Source organism: Hyphobacterium lacteum (assembly GCF_036330345.1).
Classification (GTDB): Bacteria; Pseudomonadota; Alphaproteobacteria; order Caulobacterales; family Maricaulaceae; genus Hyphobacterium; species Hyphobacterium lacteum.
Genome location: NZ_JAZDRP010000002.1, coordinates 357,302 through 371,833, shown reverse-complemented (window position 1 = coordinate 371,833; position 14,532 = coordinate 357,302). Strand labels below are relative to the sequence as shown.

17 protein-coding genes are annotated in these 14,532 nt (G+C 62.1%); 8 read left to right on the top strand and 9 right to left on the bottom strand.

The features are described 5' to 3' along the window. The first annotated feature begins 38 nt into the window (after positions 1-38). Both V0U79_RS04335 and V0U79_RS04330 read left to right on the top strand, forming a co-directional pair. A complete protein-coding gene (locus tag V0U79_RS04335) occupies positions 39-725 on the top strand; it encodes an SDR family NAD(P)-dependent oxidoreductase (RefSeq protein WP_330198244.1) in 687 nt (228 codons plus the stop codon). Between the two features lie 83 nt (positions 726-808). Next, positions 809-1,090: a hypothetical protein gene (locus V0U79_RS04330; protein ID WP_330198243.1), complete on the top strand. Its 282-nt coding sequence runs from the start codon at positions 809-811 to the stop codon at positions 1,088-1,090. Between the two features lie 9 nt (positions 1,091-1,099). Here V0U79_RS04330 and V0U79_RS04325 read toward each other — a convergent pair whose 3' ends face one another. From V0U79_RS04325 to kdsB, 4 genes are read right to left on the bottom strand one after another with little or no spacing between them, the layout of a single operon-like run. After that, positions 1,100-2,305 (bottom strand): NAD(P)/FAD-dependent oxidoreductase, encoded by a 1,206-nt coding sequence (locus tag V0U79_RS04325; RefSeq protein WP_330198242.1) that lies wholly within the window; start codon positions 2,303-2,305, stop codon positions 1,100-1,102. Further along, entirely contained in the window at positions 2,302-3,444 is a 1,143-nt protein-coding gene (locus V0U79_RS04320; protein ID WP_330198241.1) for a CaiB/BaiF CoA transferase family protein, read from the bottom strand. Before V0U79_RS04320 ends, V0U79_RS04325 begins: the two co-directional genes overlap by 4 nt. Continuing rightward, complete coding sequence (locus tag V0U79_RS04315; protein ID WP_330198240.1) at positions 3,441-4,061, bottom strand: histidine phosphatase family protein; 621 nt, start codon at positions 4,059-4,061, stop codon at positions 3,441-3,443. Before V0U79_RS04315 ends, V0U79_RS04320 begins: the two co-directional genes overlap by 4 nt. Further along, positions 4,058-4,840 carry a 3-deoxy-manno-octulosonate cytidylyltransferase gene (gene kdsB / locus V0U79_RS04310; RefSeq protein WP_330198239.1) on the bottom strand — a complete coding sequence of 261 codons (783 nt, stop codon included), beginning with the start codon at positions 4,838-4,840 and terminating at the stop codon, positions 4,058-4,060. The genes V0U79_RS04315 and kdsB overlap by 4 nt, the downstream gene beginning before the upstream one ends. A gap of 126 nt (positions 4,841-4,966) precedes the next feature. Here kdsB and V0U79_RS04305 point away from each other — a divergent pair, with 126 nt between their 5' ends. The 6 genes from V0U79_RS04305 to argC all read left to right on the top strand — a co-directional run bounded on the left by V0U79_RS04305 (position 4,967) and on the right by argC (position 9,471). After that, positions 4,967-5,260, top strand: a complete 294-nt coding sequence (locus tag V0U79_RS04305; protein ID WP_330198238.1) for a hypothetical protein — start codon at positions 4,967-4,969, stop codon at positions 5,258-5,260. 127 nt (positions 5,261-5,387) lie between these two features. Then, positions 5,388-5,657: a hypothetical protein gene (locus V0U79_RS04300; RefSeq protein WP_330198237.1), complete on the top strand. Its 270-nt coding sequence runs from the start codon at positions 5,388-5,390 to the stop codon at positions 5,655-5,657. A 133-nt stretch (positions 5,658-5,790) separates the two neighbouring features. Beyond that, on the top strand, positions 5,791-6,120 hold the full coding sequence (locus V0U79_RS04295; RefSeq protein ID WP_330198236.1) for a hypothetical protein: 330 nt from the start codon (positions 5,791-5,793) through the stop codon (positions 6,118-6,120). A gap of 98 nt (positions 6,121-6,218) precedes the next feature. Beyond that, on the top strand, positions 6,219-7,232 hold the full coding sequence (locus tag V0U79_RS04290) for an N-acetylornithine carbamoyltransferase (RefSeq protein WP_330198235.1): 1,014 nt from the start codon (positions 6,219-6,221) through the stop codon (positions 7,230-7,232). Next, on the top strand, positions 7,229-8,548 hold the full coding sequence (locus V0U79_RS04285) for an acetylglutamate kinase (protein ID WP_330198234.1): 1,320 nt from the start codon (positions 7,229-7,231) through the stop codon (positions 8,546-8,548). The genes V0U79_RS04290 and V0U79_RS04285 overlap by 4 nt, the downstream gene beginning before the upstream one ends. Further along, a complete protein-coding gene (gene argC / locus V0U79_RS04280) occupies positions 8,545-9,471 on the top strand; it encodes an N-acetyl-gamma-glutamyl-phosphate reductase (protein ID WP_330198233.1) in 927 nt (308 codons plus the stop codon). The genes V0U79_RS04285 and argC overlap by 4 nt, the downstream gene beginning before the upstream one ends. Before the next feature lie 45 nt (positions 9,472-9,516). Here argC and V0U79_RS04275 read toward each other — a convergent pair whose 3' ends face one another. The 5 genes from V0U79_RS04275 to V0U79_RS04255 form a co-directional block, all read right to left on the bottom strand. Beyond that, positions 9,517-10,197, bottom strand: coding sequence for a hypothetical protein (locus tag V0U79_RS04275; RefSeq protein ID WP_330198232.1), 681 nt, complete (start codon positions 10,195-10,197; stop codon positions 9,517-9,519). A gap of 11 nt (positions 10,198-10,208) precedes the next feature. Further along, positions 10,209-12,413 (bottom strand): reprolysin-like metallopeptidase, encoded by a 2,205-nt coding sequence (locus V0U79_RS04270; protein WP_330198231.1) that lies wholly within the window; start codon positions 12,411-12,413, stop codon positions 10,209-10,211. A 144-nt stretch (positions 12,414-12,557) separates the two neighbouring features. Further along, positions 12,558-13,037: a hypothetical protein gene (locus V0U79_RS04265; RefSeq protein ID WP_330198230.1), complete on the bottom strand. Its 480-nt coding sequence runs from the start codon at positions 13,035-13,037 to the stop codon at positions 12,558-12,560. Continuing rightward, positions 13,034-13,519, bottom strand: a complete 486-nt coding sequence (gspM, locus tag V0U79_RS04260) for a type II secretion system protein GspM (protein ID WP_330198229.1) — start codon at positions 13,517-13,519, stop codon at positions 13,034-13,036. Before gspM ends, V0U79_RS04265 begins: the two co-directional genes overlap by 4 nt. Then, positions 13,516-14,529, bottom strand: a complete 1,014-nt coding sequence (locus V0U79_RS04255) for a PilN domain-containing protein (RefSeq protein WP_330198344.1) — start codon at positions 14,527-14,529, stop codon at positions 13,516-13,518. The genes gspM and V0U79_RS04255 overlap by 4 nt, the downstream gene beginning before the upstream one ends. Between the last annotated feature and the right edge of the window lie 3 nt (positions 14,530-14,532).

Here is a 14,532-nt window from a genome sequence, read left to right as displayed (position 1 = left end):
TCCACGCTAGTGTCCGGCACAGAAAAAGGGAGATCAGGATGAGCGGCAAGGTCATCGCCATCACCGGCGGTTTCGGGATTCTGGGTGAGGCAGCCAGCCAGGCAGCACTGGAGGCCGGCTGGACGGTTGTGGCCATCGATCGCGCGGATGCGCCGCGGGAGAGCTTCCCCGATGGGGCGCATGCCATGGGCGGTGTCGATCTGACCCAGGCCGAAGCCGCGGCGGATCTGTTCAATGCCATCGTCAAGAAACATGGCCGCCTGGATGCGCTGTTGAATATTGCCGGCGGGTTCCGCTGGGAAACGTTGGAGGATGGCAGCATCGACAGCTGGGACTTCCTCTACACGATCAACGTCAAGACCGCGGCGACGGCCTGCAAGATGGCACTGCCCTATCTGAAAGCGGCACCGGCGGGCCGGATCGTCAATGTCGGCGCAGCTGCCGCATTGAAGGCCGGCATGGGCATGGGGGCCTATACGGCGTCAAAATCCGGTGTGATGCGCCTGACCGAGGCACTGGCAGAAGAATTGAAATCGACGAATGTGACGGTGAATGCAGTACTGCCGTCGATCATCGATACGCCGCAGAACCGTGCCGACATGCCGGATACCGACCCGGATATTTGGGTGAAACCGGCGGATCTGGCCGCCGTCATGCTGTTCCTGGCGTCCGATGACGCCCGCGCCGTGACCGGCGCACTGGTGCCGGTGACAGGAAAAGTCTGACACAACCTCTTGCGCAACGCGCTGGTCCTTCTCATTTCCAGGGGGCATCCGGATGGGATGCCTCCAAGAAGGTCGTATTCAAGATGACACTTCCAGAATTGTCCGCGCAGCTGAGCGATCCGAACAACCGCAAGCGCATCATCGACATCACCGCAATCCTGTCGGTTGTGGCGATCGCGCTGATCGTCGGTTCGGAGACCCTGTTTACCTCATTCGCCCTGGTCTGGGCGGTGACGAGCCAGATGCATCTGGCGCCATTGTTCAGCTATCCGCTGTTTGCCGCTGCGCTGATTGTTGCTCTGGGCGCAACTGGCTTCCTGGCCCGTCTGGCCTGGCAGTCGGAAACCGACCCGGCCAATCGATAGCCGGTCTGATCAGAAGGCCTGTTTGAGGTCGTAGGCAGGGTCAGCTGCCTGTTGCGGCGTGATCGCGCGTGCCTCATTGGCAAGAATGCGCCGCGCCGCCATGTGATCGGCCGGTGCATTGATGGAATCGGCGGCCATCATCAGCCCGTCCCTGAAATAGAAGATCGAGAAGGACCGGCTGGCAGGATCGCCGCGGGTCACGGCTTCGTCGCATCCACCGGACAGGCCGGCCATCTGCAGCTTGATGTCGAACTGGTCTGACCAGAACCAGGGCACAGCCTTGTAGATGTCCAGCGATCCGGTCAGCGTCTTCGCGGCGATCTTGGCTTCGTCGATCGCATTCTGAACCGATTCCAGGCGCAGACGTTCCCCGGTCAGGAAATTGGGATGGTTGGCGCAATCGCCGGCCGCCACGATATCCGGATCAGAGGTGCGGCAGTATTCATCGACGATGATGCCATTGTCGCACTCCAGCCCGGCGGCCTGTGCCAGATCATCGACCGGTGACACTCCGGTGCCCAGCACCACCAGCTCGGCGGGGATTTCCGTACTGTCGGTCATGGCGATCGTGTCCGGCAGGATTTCCGCTATCCGCGCATCGAGAATGAGCTGGCTGCCTTTGTCCCGGTGCAGGTTTTCGAAGAAGCGGGAGACAGGCTCGCTGACCGCGCGTTTCATCACCCGGTCAAGCGCCTCAAGGATCGTCACCGTCTTGCCCAGCTTGCGGGCGGTTGCGGCCACTTCCAGCCCGATAAAGCCGCCGCCGATCACGGCAACGCTGCGGGCCTTATCGATGGCGGCCTTCAGCCGCTGACTGTCTTCCAGGGTGCGCAGGGTCAGCACATGCGGCCGGTCCACACCGCGAATGGGCGGAATGCGCACGGCGGTTCCAAGGCAGAGCGCCAGCTTGCCGTAGGACAATGTTTCGCCGGTATCGAGCGTGACGGTTCTGGCAGCCGGGTCGATAGCGATCGCCGAAACGCCAAAACGCGGAATGATGTTGCGCTGCTCGTAAAAACTGTAGGGCCGAAGCGGCAGGCGCGCCTCGTCCATTTCGCCCAGCAGATAGGCTTTCGACAGGGGCGGGCGCTGATAGGGCGGTTCATTTTCCGCTCCCACAAGGGTGACCGGGCCGTCATGGCCTTCGCGGCGGAGGCTGTCGGCCAGCTGGGCGCCGGCCTGACCGGCACCGATAATGATAATCTGATCACTCACCGGGCTTGCTCTACCTTTCCGCTGTCGATCATCCGGCCGATTTCATCCTCACTGTAGCCCGCTTCGGTCAGGATGGCGGATGTATCCTCACCCTGGAAGAAGGCGCCGCGTCTTGTGATCAGATCGTGACCGGAAAAGCGTGGCGCGGGCGCGGGCTGGGTATAGCCATCGGCCGCGACAAAGGTCTGGCGCGCCACATTGTGCGGATGCGAGCGGGCCTCGATCATGTCGAGAACCGGCGACACGCAGGCATCGACGGGTTCGAAGACCGCCGCCCATTCATCACGGGTTTTCGTCCGGAAGCGCCGGGCGAACTCGGCTTCCATTTCCGGCCAGGCATTGCGGTCATGCTGGCGCTGGCTCCAGTCCGCATCGGCCCCCAGACCTTCGAGCAGCAGAGCGAAGAATTGCGGCTCCAGCGCGCCGACGGCCATGAATTTGCCGTCCGCCGTCTCGTAGCAGCGATAGAAGGGCGCGCCGCCGTCGATATAGTTGGCTTCACGCCGGTTCTGCCAAAGGCCGGCATCGAGGATGGAATGGATCATGCTCATGATCGCGGCACTGCCATCTGTCATCGCGGTGTCGACGATCTGGCCCTTGCCGGTTGTTTTCGCCGACACCAGCGCTGCCATCAGCCCGTAGACCAGCATCAGGGACCCGCCTGCATAATCACCGACGAGATTGAGGGGCGGAACGGGATGATCTTTCGGCCCGATCGCCGCCAGGGCGCCCGAAATCGCAATATAATTGATATCATGACCCGCCCGGTCGGACAGCGGTCCGGTCTGTCCCCAGCCAGTCAGGCGGCCATAGACCATGGCCGGATTGACGGCATGGACAGCTTCCGGGCCCAGGCCCAGCCGCTCGGCGACGCCGGGGCGGAAGCCTTCAAAGAAAATGTCTGCATCCGCGCAGAGTTTCAAAACGATGTCAGCTGCGCCGTCGGCTTTCAGATTAATGCTGATCGAGCGCTTGTTACGGCGATTGGCATCCTTGGGGCGGTCAGGAAGAATGCTCTCCGCCTTGCGGTCGATGGAGATCACATCCGCGCCCAGATCCGCCAGCAACTGCCCGGCCAGCGGGCCCGGGCCGATACCGGCCAGCTCGACCACCCTAATTCCGTCCAGCGGACCACTCATGATACCTCCGGCATGTCTTCAGGCTTGATGTTCCAGAAGATAGGGCGCCACTGGCGTCCGTCATGGCGCGCTGCGCAGACATGGCCGGTCTTCACCTTGGCATCGCCATCAAAGCCGAGCGCGGCATGGAAATAGCGCAATATGCCGTTGGACGTGATGACCAGCGCCGGGCTGCGGGCGCTCTGATGATCCGCCAGAACGCCCAACGCATTGGCCTCAAGCGCGGCATCGTCGGGCGACCAGCCGGCATTGGCAGGACGCCTGTGGTGCTCGCGCCAGTCCGGAATGGCGTCGGGGCCGAACTCGGCGTCGATCTCCTCATCCGTCTTGCCGCCCCAGCTGCCATAATCGATCTCGGTCAGACGCGTATCGATGTCGATCGGTGCATCGGACGCGGTGATAGCCTTGATGATCTCGCTGGCGCGGCGCGTGCGCTTCAGCGGGCCGGAAACGATGCTGGCGGGGGCCAGGTCGAACTCGCGCAGCTTCTCTCCCAGCGCGGCGGCCTGGGCTTCGCCGGACTTGACCAGTGGCAGATCCTCGCGCGCGCCGACCCAGACGATGCGGTCACCGGGGCCGAACGTATTGCCATGGCGGGCGAGCAGAAGCAGCGTCACGGAACCAGCTCGCCTTCGCGGGCAATGATGGCTTCAACCTCGACCGCGTCGGAAGGCGCATCGACCGACCAGGCCGAGCGGCCGCGATAATCCACTTCGACGATGCGGATCGGGATCCCGTTTTCCAGCGCGCGGAGTTGTTCGAGACTTTCGGCGAGTTCCAGCGGGCTGGGCTCGAGCGAAACGATCTTGCGGAGCGTGTCGGCGCGATAGCCATAGAGCCCGATATGCTGCCATGTCGGTGTGCCGGCTTCGGGATTGCGTTGGAAAGGGATCACCGTCTTGGAAAAATAAAGCGCGTTCATGGCTTTATCGAAGACAACTGTGGTTCCGCCGACTTCACCGGCGGCCTTGGCAGCGCGGAATTTGGCTTCGGTGTCCGGCGGCATTCGCACGGCCGGTGTAGCCATCTGGATGGACGCGTCGGCGCGCATGGCCACCGGGACGGCGCCAATCACCCAGGGCGGGGTCAGTACGGCATCGCCCTGGACATTGATGATGATTTCCGCATCGCCACCGAGCGCATCGAGTGCGGCCAGTGCCCGCTCGGTTCCGTTGCGGCAGGTTTCAGGCGTTATCACAGCTTCGCCGCCAAAGCTTTGGACGGCGTCAGCAATGCGCTGGTCGTCGGTCGCGACGACCACACGGTCAATGCCGTCTGCCGCCGATGTGTGACGCCAGACACGCTCGATCATGGCCCGCCCTGCGATCTGCACAAGCGGCTTGCCGGGAAAGCGCGTCGATCCATATCGGGCAGGGATTACAGCAAGAACGGTCATGGGAATCCGTTGGTTTGTCTTGTGCGGTTTTGCGGCATTCGATCGCCTGTATCAACTATTGTTGATTTGATGCACAGTCAGAGCCGGTATCCCATTGACGCCGAAAACCGGGAAAGACGGAAAATCATGAGACTTCTTCTTGTTTCAATCGCTGCCCTGGCTGCGGCTGCTTGCGCGACCACGAGCGAAAACGCCATGCCGGCTCAGGTCATGGCCGCCGAGTATGCCGCGCCGCGTTATATCGACCAGGGTACCGCTGGCGAAATCGGCGATGAGGAGATCGTCTGTCGCGTCGACTCGCCGACGGGAACCCGCATTCGCCAGCCGGTCTGCCGGACTTATGCCGAGTGGGAAGAGATGCAGCGGGAAGGCCAGCGCTTGCTGGAACACCGCCAGACTGGCTCCGCATCGACCTATTAGTGCCTGAGGGACATTTAATTCAGCAAATTCTCACCGGAATTTGAGTTGAGCTGCGGTCATTAAAGCGCTTGGTTCTTTCCCGGGCTGCAAGGAAAGGGCGAGGGCTATGCGATTTATGGTCTTGATTATGGCTGCGGGACTGCTTTCAGCGTGTGCCACAACCGCCGAGCCGGATATGGCGTCGGACGAAATGCCAGATGCCGCAGGACCCCGCTATGTAGACCAGGGTGAGGTTGGCCGTCCCGATCCCGACGATCTGGTCTGCCGGTATGAATCGCCGACAGGCACCCGGATGCGCGAGCGTATCTGCCGGACCCAGGCAGAATGGGATGCGATCCAGGAGGCCGGGCAGGACAGGCTTCGTCACCGCCAGGCGACCGGCTATCAGCGGTATTGAGGCTGAAATAATTCAGGGATCTGCGACCTTACAGAATCGTATTTTGACACACAGGACCTGAAATTGCAGTTTCCCCGGCCAGTACCGGTCCGGTGCGGACCATTGAGTTTTGATTTTCCAGAGGGGATTTAGCGTGAGAGTATTTCTGATTGCCATTGCCGGGCTCGCCCTGGTGTCTTGTGCCACGACATCCGAGGATGGCGATATGGCCTCCAATGATGCGATGGAACCGGCTGCACCCGCTGCAACGCAAATGGCCGCTGAAGAACCGGCAACGCCGGCACGGTCTGCCGAGAACGAGCCTGACCCGAACCGCGAGATCTGCCGGACCGAACGCGTGACCGGCCAGCTCCGCCGCCAGCGGATCTGCCGCACGGCTGCGCAGTGGGAAGCCATCCGTGAGGCTGGCCGCGACTCTGTCGGTTCCCGCCAGACGTCAGGCTATCAGGAAAGCCCGCAGTAAGCGGACCCCAAAGTGATATCGCCTGCTTTCAACACGGCAGGCTGATGCTAAGAAAGCCCGGCTCGTCGAGCCGGGCTTTTTTTATCGGGATGATCGCCATGCGCCATTTCTTATCGACCCAGGACTGGAGCCAGGAAGAGCTTCAACATGTGCTTGACCGTGCCAGGGCGCTGAAGGCGGGTGCGTCGAGTTCTGCGTTGGCGGGAAAATCCGTGGCGCTGGTTTTCTTCAATCCCTCGCTGCGGACCAGAAGTTCGTTTGATATCGGTATCGTCCAGCTGGGCGGTCATGCCGTGGTGCTGGATGCCCGCGCCGGAACCTGGCCGATGGAAATGGTCGAGGGCGCGGTTATGGATGGCGAGGCCGAGGAGCATGTCATTGAAGCCGCGAAAGTGCTGTCGCGCTATGTCGACATGATCGCGATCCGATGCTTTCCGAATTTCCAGGACTGGACCAGCGAGCGGGAAGACCCGCTGATCATGGCGTTTGCGAAACATGCCAGCGTTCCGGTCGTGAACATGGAAACCATCGTCCACCCCTGTCAGGAACTGGCGCTGATGATGGCGCTTCAGGAAAAGCTCGGCCGGGTCGAGAACAAGACATTCCTTCTGACCTGGGTTCCGCATCCGCGTCCGCTGAATACGGCGGTGGCCAATTCTGCCGTCCTCATCGCGTCGAAATTCGGAATGAATCTGCGAATGCTGATCCCGGATGATGTCTACCGGCTGGACGATCGCTACATGTCCGCTGCGGAGGACAATTGCGCGGCGCACGGCACCCGCTTCGAGGTCATGACCGATGTCGAGGCGGCCTATTCCGGCGTTGATGCCGTCTATGCCAAGAGCTGGGGTGCTTTGCCCTTTTACGGAAATTGGGATGCCGAGGCGCCTTATCGTGCCAAGGGTGCCGGTTTCATGATTGACGACGCCAAGATGGCGCTGACCAATAATGCCGTCGTAAGCCATTGTCTGCCGATGCGGCGGAATGTGAAGATCGCCGACAGCGTGGTCGATTCACCGGCCTTCCTCGGCATCGAGGAGGCTGAAAACCGCCTGCATGTTCAGAAGGCCATGCTGGAGGCTCTGGCCCGCGACATGGACCCGGCATCATGACCGGCCACGCCACGCGTGCCACGATCGTGCAATTGCTGTCGCACATGCGCGACGGCAAGGAAGTGCGCGATTATCTCAACCGGTTTTCCCAGATCGATCAGTCGCGCTTCGCGGTCGTGAAGATTGGCGGCGCGGTAATCCGCGATGATCTCGACGGGCTGGCGGCGGCCCTGACCTTTCTGCAGACGGTCGGCCTGTCTCCGATCATTGTTCATGGGGGTGGACCCCAACTGGATGAAGCGCTTTCCGCGAGCGGCATTGCGTCCGAACGCGTCAATGGCCTGCGGGTGACGCCGGAAGCGGCGATCCCGGTTATCCGCAAGGCGTTGAGCGCCGCCAATATTGCGATCGTCGACGCGATCCGGGAATGCGGTGGCCGCGCGGCCAGTGTCCCGACCGGCGTGTTCGATGCCAATTTGCTGGACGAGGCGGTTTACGGCCGTGTCGGAGAACCGTCCGGCGTGCAGCTGGATCTGATCGATGCGGCAGTCCGCGGCGGCGAGATCCCGGTGCTGGCCTGTCTCGGCGAGACGGAAGACGGCAAGCTGGTGAATATCAACGCCGATCACGCGGTGGCGGCACTGGTGAAAGTGCTGCAGCCCTACAAGATTATTTTCCTGACCGAAACCGGTGGTTTGCTGGACGATGAAGGCCAGGTGATCTCGACGCTCAACCTTGCCAGCGATCGCGAGCGCCTTTTTGCGGCCGACTGGATCACAGGCGGCATGCGTGTGAAAATCGACCAGATACAGGCCCTGCTCGACGATTTGCCATTGACCAGTTCGGTCTCGATTACTTCACCCGCCGCCCTGACCCAGGAATTGTTCACGCATGCCGGTGCGGGCACGCTGATCCGGCGCGGCGAGAAATTGCTGACGTTCGAGAACAGGGCCGATGTCGACTGGCCGCGGCTGGAAGCCCTGATCGCCGAGGCATTCGGGCGCAAGCCGATCGCCGGTTATTGGGACCAACTGAAATTCGAACGCCTTTTCGTGACCGAGAATTACCGGGCCGCCGCGCTGGTTTCACGGCTCGGGGATGTTGCCTATCTCGACAAGTTTGCGGTCCTCGAGGAAGCCCGCGGCGAAGGTCTGGCGCGCGCCGTCTGGCAGGAAATGATCGATTATGCGCCGCGCATCTACTGGCGTTCGCGCTCGGCCAATCCGGTCAACAGCTTCTATTTCCAGGAATGCGGTGGTGCCATCCGCAAGGGTGACTGGACGGTGTTCTGGAAAGGCGAAAGCGACCTTTCGATCGTGCCTGGTATGGTCGAGAAAATCCATGGCTTGCCGGAAACGCTGGAGCGCAAGGGATGAGGGCGCGGATCGGGCTGATCGGCGGGCGGGGCTATACCGGCCGCGAAATCCTGCGGCACTTATCGCAGCGCGATGATCTGGAGCTGGTTGTGGCCAGCTCGCGGGAGCTCGCCGGTCAGAAAATCTGCGAGACGGCGCCGGAGCTGGAAACTGATCTCTGCTTCGAGCATGTCGAGCCGGGCGATATCGCCTCATTCAATCTGGACGGTGTTGTTCTGGCCCTGCCCAATGGCGCCGGTGCTCCTTTTGTGGCGGCAACACCGGACGCTACCGTCATCGTTGATCTCTCTGCCGATGGGCGTTTCAGCGATGACTGGATTTACGGCCTGCCGGAAATCTATGGCCGTGAAGTCATTCGCGGTGCGAAGCGCATTGCCAATCCGGGCTGTTATGCGACGAGCGGGCAGCTGGCTGTTGCGCCAATCCGCGAAATGGCCGCGGGTCCGGCGCATGTCTTCGGCGTGTCAGGTTATTCCGGCGCCGGCACAACCCCGTCGCGGAAGAATGATCTCGCCGCGCTGGCGGACAATCTGATGCCCTATGCGCTGACCGGCCATATACATGAACGTGAAATGGCGGCTCATCTGGGCGTCGACATTCATTTCACACCCCATGTGGCACCCTTCTTCAGCGGGTTGATGACAACGGTGCATATTCCGATCATCGGCATGTCGACGGCCGGCGGCTGCCAGGATGCTTATCGGGCCTATTACGAGAATGAACCGTTGATCGAGGTGGTGGAGGAGATTCCCGAGCCCGCCATGATTGCCGGCCGGTCCGGCGCCATGATCGGCGGGTTTGGCCTGTCCGGCGATGGCCGGCACCTGACCGTGGTCTCGGTGCTCGACAATCTGCAGAAGGGTGCGGCAGTTCAGGCGCTACAGAATCTGACTCTGGCGCTGGGCCTTCCCGAATACAATTAAGCTCTGGCCGTCAGCCGCAGCAAGACCGCCTGGCCCGGACGGACCCTAATTGTCGTTGTTGTTTTCCGCTGCCTGCAAGGCATTCACCAATGCCTGCAGATCCTGTTGCGCCCGCCGCGTGGCCTCTGCCAGTGCCGCCTGGGTCTCCGGGTCGAGCTCGTAATCGCTACTGCCCGCGTTTTGCGTTGGCGATGCCGAGGAGGGCGAGGCGGATGCTACAGCCGTTTCCGTTGTGGCACTGCCATCAGAGCCGTTTTCGGCGTCAATGAGTGGCTGGACCTGGCGCTGCAGAAGATCGCTGACGCGCTCTCCGTCTTCCTCGGACAATTCCGTGGGAATACGCTCGACGCGCAGCCTCTGGCTTTCATCCGGCGCATCGCCGCTTCTGCCAGACAGCAAGACCAGTCTTTGCAGCCGGCCTTCGGTTTCCGGTGTTTCGCCGTAGACGAGTGCATAGTCGAATCCGGCCAGCAAACGGGCGAGTACATCACCGAGCGAACCGGACAGGTCTACAGTAACCGGGCCGTCATCAACGAGACGGTCGGCACCGACGAGACGGAAGCCCGCTTCATCGCGAAGCACCTCAAGCACTTCCGAGAGAGCTTCACCTTCCGCTGCGACACCCCAGACACCATTGTCCTCGCTAACCGTTATCTCGGCCATGGCGGACGGTGCGGCCGCAAGAATCGCGGCAGTTATGCTGATCAGCGAAAGGTGTCGTCTCATTGGGTCTCTCCCTATTGGGTCCGGACGGCAACGCTGGTGGCTCCGCGCGGAATCGATCCCTCGTTAAAACGGATGAAGATGCGGTTGTTGGCCGGGTCTTCGGGAATTGTATTGCCATTGCCGCGAACGAAGACCGCAAAAGTCGCGACACCGTCCGTATTGAGGATGGCATTCACCTGGCTGGACAATGAGGTCACGCAGGCACCTGCAGCGTCAGTTCCGCAAAGCAGGATGGACTCGATTTCCTGCGTCCGGCCACCCGTGTCCGCCGAGGCGGTAATGACCGCACCCTGGCCAACATTGGTAATGGCGACAGCCGCGATGCCGGTCATGTTCCCGTCTGTCGGAACATTGACCCAGCCATCACTGTTCACCGTTGCAGCGAGGGCGATGATATCCGCCGTCTCGACCGCGGCCGACGCGAAGGTCAGCGTGTTGAGGCCAAGCACGAACTGATCCGACCGCCGGTTGGCACAGAAGGCCTCGATGAACAAATCGCGTTCGTCGTTTTCGGAGGGCACAGCCGAGCCAACCGAATTGGTATTGTCGTTAAAGGATGTTGCCGAGGTTACCGCGAAAAGGAAATTCTGGGCCTGGCCCTCTGCGATATCCACCGGCGTGTTGGCCGTGCCGTCGAGCGCATTTGCGGGCGTTGTCGTCTGGAACGTGAACGTCGAGGCGTCGGACCCGGCAAGGCGCAATCCGCAGCCGGTTGCCGTGCCGCCGGAACCGGCCGGATTGATGATCGTGGCAAACGCCGTTGCCGGCTCTCCGTTCTGGACCGATCGCATGATCGGGAGCACGGACGAGTGGACCTGCGGCGCTTCGGCGCGGAAGTTGGCGACATTCAGGCCTTCCTCGCGGGCTGCGCGGGCATTGTCTGCGGGATCCTGGTTATCGGCCGCCGGCGCGGACAGGTCCGGCGACGGGGCAGCGATGCCGCAAGCCGCCCCATCCGGGCAAGACGTGATGTCGGGGTTCGAGAAGTAGGTGACTTCAGCTTCGTTCGGGCCCGAACCCGGACAGCTCACCTGGCTGTCAGAGCCATAGGACATGATCGTGCGGAATTCGCAATCGACGCGGTGACCATGGGCAAAGTCCCGGACACCATTGCCCGCCGTCGTGTCTTCCAGATTATGGGCGAAGCCGAGATTGTGACCGATCTCGTGGGCGAGCGTCAGCGGCGAGCAGAAGGCATAGCCGTCGCCAAGATTGGTGTCATTGCCATTGATAAAATCACTGATGACGGAAACGCCATTCGGAGCGCTGGCCGGCGTGATCGTATCCGACGAGCTGCCATTGATGAAAGCCAGGCCGCAGCCGCTTCCCGACCGGCTGACGGTGCCAGAGCCGCTGTAATGGCGGCGGATCAACGCTACGAGGTCGGCGCCGACAGCGTCGCGGATCGCCAGTAGCGCACTGAAATCCTGTCCGGCCCCGCCCGGATTGTTGTCGGACGCGATTCCGGAACCGGCGCCATCCTGAAGATCGTACAGCGTGTCGCTATTGCTGGCGGTTTCGCTGGCGGACACGGCGCTGACATGCACGAGCCGGGCACGCAGTCCGGTATCGCTGTCGATCAGGGCCTGGTCCAGCAGGGCAACCAGGTACTGGATACGGCCTCCCAGAGCGATGCCCCAGGTATCCATCATGCTTTGGGAATAGACGACTGCGATGTCGATCGTGCCATTTGATCCGACCGGGACGGCATTGGCGATGGTTTCCCCGCCCGCTTCGGCCGTGCTGGCGTAGGACACGATCTCGGACACGGTCGGCACGACAGCATCATCGCCCCAGTCTTCCATCACCGCATTGTCCGGATGACGAATGATCCGGTGACCGCCATTCGCACCCGGAAGGATTTCCCAGACACCCTCGGCGGTGGCAATGCGGCCAAAGGCAATCCCGTTCAGTTCGGAAATGATGACGCGGTCGCCCAGATCGCCGCCCTCGATGCGGCCAATCCAGGTGCGCGCGCCCATGGCCTGGTAATCAATACGGTCCAGCTCGGCGGAATATCCCGGGCCGAAATTCAGATCGATGCGGTCACCGGGCGCCATCTCCATGACATCCGGCGACAGGTTGGAGAAGCGGATTTCGTTCGACGGGCCGTCAGAATAGGCAAGAACTTCAGTGCCTTGGAACATATCATCAGCATTGGCAATACTCGCCGCGGACATCGACAGGCCTGCAGCTGCGATGATGAACTTCAACATACTCACACTCCTCGATGTCCGCCGGTCGCGGCGGCCGCTTTCCAAGTTGCCGGAAGCATAGCGAGAATCCCTACGCCTGCAACGCTTCGGCACCGCGTTTGGGGTGTTGTTTCCATGTCGGCGAAAGTGCGGGCGATCGCCGGTTCAGTCGTCGTCTTCGCCGATCCGCAGCCTGTAGCGGTTCCCGCCCCGCGAGACCTCGATACCATTGCTGTCGATCTCATCAATTCGCCAGCCCTCGATCGTATCGCCAACATAGGCGCGGACCGTTTCCGTATCGCTCCGCAGAGTGGCGACACCGCCGTCAGGACCGGTGACAACGCCGATGACAAGGAAATCGGGTTCCCCTGCCTGTGACGGCAGGATTTCGGGTGTTATCGCGGTCTCGGCGATCTCGACCGGTGCGGGCCGGCGGTCGGGGCGGAAAAGCGGCCGGTCAACAATGGCTTCAAAGGCATCGAAGGGTGGCAAAAACTCCCCGGTTTCCTGCCTGATTTCAACGTTTTGCGGTGGCGCTGATGGCGGGATGACGCCAGCATCACCCGTCCAGACAAGGTTTCGCATTACAGTCAGAACGGCCAGAATGGCGGCAATTCCCAGCATGATTTTGAGGCGGGTCGTCATGTGCCGCCTCCGGGTTCGCGGCGGGCCCGGACCGTCGCGGTCAGTTGCAGGTTCGTGCTGCGCCGGATCGGCGTCAGGCGGACATCCTCGACAATCAGGGCCGGCAATCCGGCTTCAAGTGCATGCAGCAATTCCGCCAGGTTTTCCATCTCACCCTCAGCCTGGAAATCCAGTGTCATGCGAAGGCGGTCATTATCGTCTTCCGCTGCGATCTGGACGCTGCTGGCCGTCACGCCGGCCTCCCGGGCAGCGGCCGTCAGCCGGCTCTGCAGATTGGAACTGGCGATCGCAAAATTCTCGCCGGGCGTCAGATAGCGGGCCGGGTCGGCTGCGGGCGGCAATGCGCGCTGCGCTTCGGCCTGTTCGATGTCGGTCTGTACCTGCAGCCAGCCCAGAACCGATACGACCAGCCAGGCTGACAAAACGAGGGGAATGGCCAACGCGGTACACAGGGCAATCATGCGGCGCAATTCAGGGGTCATGAACCGCCCCCGTCTTCGGCAATGCGATGGCGGGCCGTCAGCTGGAAGCGTTCCCGGCCGGTTTCCTCGTCGCGCAGCGTTGCGCCGTCAAATGCGACGTCCACGAACTCGGCAGCGCTGTCGAGCGCCCGCAGCGAGGCCGCGGCATCCCAGGCCAGGCCGGTAATCGTGATGACACCATTCTCATAGTTGAAACCGGTAATATAGGCGCCGTCCGGCAGCCGGCGGCTGAGATCTGCAAGGGCGGCCACAGCGGACCCCGCCCGCGATTTGGCCTCGGCGTGCTCGATCGCCGCCTGGAGCCTTGCTTCGAGACTGGCCGGGCGGCGGGCAGCGGCATATTGCGGATCGAGGCGCATTGTCCGGTCCATCATGAAACCGGAGGCCGCGACAACCAGCACGAGGCTGATTACCCCCAGAAGCCGGAAGGCCGAACGCCCGGCGGACGGTGCAGAGCGGCCTTCGCGCAGATCGATGACCGGCGCGCCGGACCCGTCCCCGTTTTCGAGATCAACGGCAGCGGGTTGCAGGCCCAGCTCCTCTGATCGCGCAAGGGCAGTTTCCAGCGCAGAGCGGCGGACAATCGAGACCGGCAGGCTGATCCGGTCGTCGCTTTCTTCCATCGCCGAGCGGTCGGCAGCAAAGAGAATGTCTTCCGGTGGCAGCGGCGACAGGCGCGGAAGAGCGAGCTCGATGGCCTCGTCGAGGTGTTTTCTGGCAGCTGAGGGAAAGCTGGCATTCCGGCGAAAGCCCATCGGGCCGGCAATTCTCAGCACAAGGGGGCCTTTCCTGCCCAGCCGGGCGATCTCGGCCTGGGCGGCCGGACCATTCTCGTGGGCAGTGATCTCGATGCTTTCGCCTTCGCTGTTCGTATATCGCAAGCCGGAGCCGTCATAGCGCAGTACGCGCCACTTGCGGGCGAACAGGCCGCCAATTCCCGGCAATTCAGCCGCGGCGGTATCAACCCATTCCCGCCAGGTCGACAGGCCGCGCCGCATGGTGTCTGTCACTGA